The organism is Fulvimarina endophytica (assembly GCF_003403015.1).
Classification (GTDB): Bacteria; Pseudomonadota; Alphaproteobacteria; order Rhizobiales; family Rhizobiaceae; genus Fulvimarina; species Fulvimarina endophytica.
This window is the reverse complement of sequence record NZ_QURL01000020.1, coordinates 1-5,321: the sequence shown is the minus strand read 5'-3', so window position 1 is coordinate 5,321 and position 5,321 is coordinate 1. Positions and strand designations below refer to the sequence as shown.

Below are 5,321 nucleotides of genomic sequence, written 5' to 3'. Positions count from 1 at the left end.
GCGAGCACGAACTTCTTCGTTCTCAACGACTTTCTCGATGAGATCGGCTTCGTGCATTGGGCGAAGGGGCTGGGCGACGCTTTCCTGTTTCCCGAACTCATGCGCCTTGCCGATCCGAGCAAGAGCGCCTCCTCCTATATGGGGCGTCTGTTCGAGCGGGCGGGTGTCGAGAAGAGCCGCAAGGAGGTTTTCCATTCGCTGCGCGGTGGTCAGATCGAGGACATGCGCGACGCCGGGGTCAACCCGCGCGACAGCAGGTTCCAGTCCGGCCATGCCATCGGTGTCGATGAGCACGAGGGCTACGGCTACAAGACGATTACCGAGACGCGCGCCCGGGAGCTAGCAAGGCTGCCGCTCAATCCATCCATCGACTACTCGGTGTTCCGCGATCTCGACTTCGCCAAGATGGCCAAACGCAAGCGGACCATGGGACGACAGAGACAGCCGTAGCTGACGTCTACGGTCGCACAGACGAGGCGACGAGTTCCGATCTGCCTTTCCGTGAAAGCCGAAGTCCTCGGCATTTGAGCGAACGTGTTCTCCGGGTGTTCAAACCCGAAGATGTAGACCGTCCTCTAACTGCACGGAGGACGGGCCATGACGAAGACGATGCTGCAAACCAATGTCCGGCCTTCGAGGCAAGATTGTCAGCGTCTGCGCGCGATCGCCAAGTGCGCGAAGAACGCCAATGGCCGAGCGCTGAAGGACGTCTTCGAACTCGGAGCGAAGTTCGAGGAAGCGGCAGAACTGCTGCGCGGCACCTTCTCGAGCTGGGTCCGCCAGGAATGCGAACTCGATCCGCGAACCGCCCTCGGATTCCGAAAGGCTCACATGGTCCTGGCAGAGCATCAGGAGATGCTTCTGGAGCGGAACGTCTCGCCGAGCGTCGTCGTCTTGATCGCAGAGGCGGAAGCGGAGGCTCGCGATCAGGCTCTCGCCTCGATCGCCTCCGGTCGGTCCCTGACCGCGAGGGAAGCACGCCGTGTTCTGCGCGGGACCGTTCCCGATCAGCCAAAGACGACGGCGTCTGCACTGAAGCGTGTGGCCCGCAGCGGCGCCGACCGTCTCATGTCGGAGATCGAAGCGCTGGAACGGGCCGTTCTCTCTCCGGAATGCCCGGACGAGGATCGGAGCAAGCTTGCTTCGGAGGCTGAGCGTCTTCGTCCGATCGCGTCCTACCTCTTCGGCGAAGACGGCGACGTAGGTTCGCCCGTCGTGAAGCTGACGCGCTGGGCGGACGGCGATTTCGCGACGATGTCCGACGTCGTGGAAGAAGACGAGGCGAAGCATCAGGCGAAGAACGACGACGCGGATGTCACTCGGCTTTCAAATTCCGTTGCTCGTCCAGCTCCGAAACTCGATTGCCTCTTGCACCCGTACACGCATGACCTGACCGCTCTCGAACTGTTTTCGGGCGCAGGCGGCATGGCGGCAGGGCTCGCGCAGGCGGGGTTCCGTCACGCTGCGCTTGTCGAACACCTGCCCCATGCCTGCGAAACGCTGCGCGCAGCGTTCGGGAGCGAGCATGTCGTCGAAACGGACGTCCGCTCCTATACGCCCGATCGAGCCGAACTCGGTCCGATAGATCTTCTTTCCGGCGGTCCGCCATGCCAGCCCTTCTCTATTTCAGGCGAGCGAGGCGGCGCGTCCGACAAACGCGACATGTTCCCCGAGTTCTTGCGCCTCGTAGATCACGTGAAGCCTCGATCGATCCTCATCGAGAACGTCGAGGGGCTGTTCCATGCGCCGTTCGATTACGACCGCTTTCAGATCCAGGCTCGTCTGAAGCGGATGGGCTATACGACCGAGTGGCGGAGGGTCTCCGCGACGCATTTCGGTGTGGCACAGAACCGGATCCGCTCGATCCTCGTCGGCTTTCGTGACAAGGACGCGATGGCGCGCTTTGTCTGGCCGACCGCGATCGTTCCTCACTACGTGTCCGAGCCTCTGACTGTCTACGACGTCCTGCGGGACTTTTTCCATGCCAAAGGCTGGGACCCATCAAAGGAAGATCTGGCGGGCATGGCCGTTCCGGCCCCAACGTTGACGGGTGGCAGCGACAAGAAGTGCGGGGCGGATCTCGGTCAGCAGCACGCACGGGAAGTCTGGGAGAAGATGGGCTTTATCGGGACCCGGATCGGACGGGAGCTTCCAAAGGAGGATCACGAAGGACCCGTCGAGATCACGAACTCGATGTGCGCAAAACTTCAGGGCTTCTCACCACAATGGCCGTTCGCGGGAGGACACGTCGCGGTCTACAAACAGATCGCCAACGCCTTTCCGCCACCCGTGGCCAGACATCTCGGATGCGCGATCGCTTCGGCCCTTACCGGGACGACCGTCGACCCCCGCACCTATAGCATCAGTCAGGCCATGCGACCGCTGAACTCCTTGCGTAATCGAAGCCGACGGAACACTGCTTCCGTTGAAGCTATGCAGGTTCAATTGCCTGCTAGGCAGCCACGTCCGACACGCCGACTGGATCTTCGAAGCCTGCAAGCTGCAAGTGAGATGATCGACGACGACGACGAGCTTGTCTGGGTGTCTTGAAGCATCGGACGCCGAACGCTTCTGGATGGGGATCGAGCAAAGCAATTGAAGTCGTAATGCGGATGCCAGTTTGAGCGATCGTTCCCTACGTGCTGTTTGAAAGGATCTTTACGGCGACTGCGGCTATGAGCGAGTTCGCCCGCTGAGAACTGCGGGTACGGGAGCTCGCTTGATGGCCATGTTTCAATATGTAATGGGCTCACGAAATTATTTCCGCTCTGCGCCCATGTCGGTCGTTATTTGGGTTATCTGCCAGTCGAGGAAACGGATATTCCGCTGGCCAAGATGATCGACCTGATGGAATCGGTTGCGGATCGACACTCATTCCATCTCTGACGGCCTGAAGCTGCCGGCTCGCTATCGGCCCGTCAGCTCTCCCTCTCACGACATGGGAGAAGTCTGCGCGGTTGTGGATCGAGAGGTGCTTCGAAATTTTTCGGAAGAATCTGATGGCCTCCACAGCGCCGCAGGGGCAGAGTGGACGCGGGAAGGGCTCTCCAGCTAAAAGCGTCTCGAAAAGTAGTCCGAACGCCGGCCCTCTCCTGCTTTTGCCGTATAACGAAGGCGGGGCACTGTGGCGGCTTCGACGGGCCCCGTGGCGCTGTCCGTCGCTAGAACTCGAACGTAGGACTAGAAAAGCCGATGACATCGGAACAGCCTTCGACGCTTCCCCGGCTGGAACTTCCGCGACGGTGGGAGTTCCTTGAACAGCGGGCTGCAACGGCGCAGGTGGACCCTGCTGAGGTTGTCGAGAGAGTAGACGACGCGGCCAATCGCGTAGACGAGCTGTTGCGGCGAGTACGCGACGGCGGCGGGGGTGTCATTGAAGTCTTTTACGGCCTCTCGGGTTCAGGAAAAACGACGTTTCTCCAGACGCTAAGTCGATTTTTCGAGAACATCCGTGTCAGCACGTTTTCGAACGACCGCCCTCTCAGCGACCTCCCGAAGTTTGTGCTGTCTGACGTAGTTCCGGAAGAAACAAGCAACCGCGTGGTCCTGATCGATCGCCGGGACAACCCAACTCCTGCTGATCTTGCCCAAGTCGAAGAGACATTTGCGGATCTGCTGAACGCTTTCCGCGAACCCAGCGGCACCGCAGTGGTTCTGTGGCCAATCACGAAGCAAGATAGCGCAACAAAGGTGTCCGAGACGGCTTGGATCGTTGGACGTGACTCGATGGCGGACGAGGTTTCGCGGGGGGCAATATCACTTCAGGGGCGTTCCCAAAACTAAGTACTGGGATTTAGCCGACAACACTAGCCGGTCGTTGACGGGTGACGGCTTGGAGGCATACGGCCTCACAAAGGAAGACGCCGCCAAGCTACTTCCGTCCTGCGAAACTATCTCTGATTTTTTCGGTCGCGTAACAAAAGCTGCCAATCTGGAAAGAGATCGGACATGGTCTGTTCTGAAGGTTCGCTCCACGCCTCATCTCTGGGTCGCACTTCCTGGAGATGATCTGAAGCTACTGAACGCCACCGCGGATGCTCTGACTCAAGGAATCCAAAGCAAAGTTGATATCGACAAAATTGGGGAACTGATCGACCAAGCCGACGAAAGCATCATCTACATATCGGAGTGGAAGGATCGTCGTGGCAAGTTGGCGCATCTTCTACGCGCCATTGATACTCGCCTATTCGGCATCCCCCCCGAACGTCTCAGTGGCGGCCGTGCGAGCCTTTGGTGATTCTACACTCAAGGGCAAGCTGAAGCAGCCTTCAATCAACCTAGAAGCGGCTAAGACGGCAATGAAGGCATCGCGGATCTACAAGGCGATCTTGCGGGAGGCTGAGATCGAGACGTCCCCGTTTGCCGGCTCCCGTCGTATTGGGCAAGAAACAATCGACGACTTCATTCGGATGCAAGCAGTCGCCTCAAAGGATGACAAGCCGTTAAACAAAGCACTCGCCGCACTGATCGCAAACTGCCTGGCGGATGATGCTCCCGCTCTAAAGGTCGTTACAGAAAGGCGCTCCATTCCCGGAAGCGGTCTTCAGCCAGATATACAAATTGAGTTACGTGACGGAGAATATATCTGCATCGAGCCAACTTGGAGAAATAGCGGAAAGGGGCTTGATAGCGAAATAAAGGAAGCGCAAAACACTTTATCGGAAGCTCATGTTAAGAAGTACATGCTGGACAAGGCCACGCAGTACGTAAAAGATTTCGGACTTTAACGAAGAAAAATGTGCACTGCTTGTTGCGGGGGCAGCAGGGAATCAGTTGGTTGTCTTCCGTTGCTCAGCGGAATTTAGTTTTAAGAGGGGTGAGCATGGCCCTAACCGCGTGACCTGCTGATATTCCGCGCGGCTGCTCGGAGCTACCGGCCTCTGACCAGACCGGCCTCTTTTTTGTTGCGAGCCGGCGTGACTCTTGCCGCACGCTTTCAGATCGCGGCTACTAGGTCCTGTTGACATAGTCTTTCAACCATAGCCGTGCTTTGGCGATGTTGAGGAAGGCGAGGAACGAGAGGCGGGTCTTGTCGTAGCGGGTCGCGATCCGCCTTGCCTGCTTCGGCCGATTGAACATGCGTTCGATCCGGTTGCGGTCGCGGTAGGCCGTCCGGTCGTGCTTGGCTGGGTTCTTGCGGTTCGCTCTCGCCGGAATGACCGGCAGAACGCCTTTCAGCAGCAGTTCGGATCGGAAGGCGTCGCCGTCGTAGCCCTTGTCGGCCAACATCAGGCGCGGCTTGCCGACCGGCATCGCCAGGAGATCGGCGGCGCTCTTGTAGTCGGAGGCCTCGCCGCCGGTCACGAGGAAGCCGAGAGGGC

5 protein-coding genes are annotated in these 5,321 nt (G+C 58.9%); 4 read left to right on the top strand and 1 reads right to left on the bottom strand.

The window, feature by feature from the left end; all coding sequences use genetic code 11:
* From DYI37_RS20095 to DYI37_RS19615, 4 genes are all read left to right on the top strand, one after another.
* The coding region (locus DYI37_RS20095; protein WP_158555242.1) for a site-specific integrase at positions 1-450 on the top strand (450 nt) is incomplete at its 5' end.
* A 618-nt stretch (positions 451-1,068) separates the two neighbouring features.
* On the top strand, positions 1,069-2,550 hold the full coding sequence (locus DYI37_RS19625) for a DNA cytosine methyltransferase (RefSeq protein ID WP_158555241.1): 1,482 nt from the start codon (positions 1,069-1,071) through the stop codon (positions 2,548-2,550).
* Positions 2,551-3,192: 642 nt separating this feature from the next.
* Positions 3,193-3,783 carry an ATP-binding protein gene (locus tag DYI37_RS19620; protein ID WP_116684965.1) on the top strand — a complete coding sequence of 197 codons (591 nt, stop codon included), beginning with the start codon at positions 3,193-3,195 and terminating at the stop codon, positions 3,781-3,783.
* A gap of 359 nt (positions 3,784-4,142) precedes the next feature.
* The gene (locus tag DYI37_RS19615) at positions 4,143-4,727 is read left to right on the top strand and encodes a hypothetical protein (RefSeq protein ID WP_147307967.1); all 585 of its coding nucleotides are present in this window, start codon (positions 4,143-4,145) and stop codon (positions 4,725-4,727) included.
* Between the two features lie 223 nt (positions 4,728-4,950).
* On the opposite strand, the gene DYI37_RS19610 is transcribed toward DYI37_RS19615, so the two are convergent.
* Positions 4,951-5,321: IS5 family transposase (locus DYI37_RS19610; RefSeq protein ID WP_116684963.1), on the bottom strand; the 371-nt coding region annotated here is incomplete at its 5' end.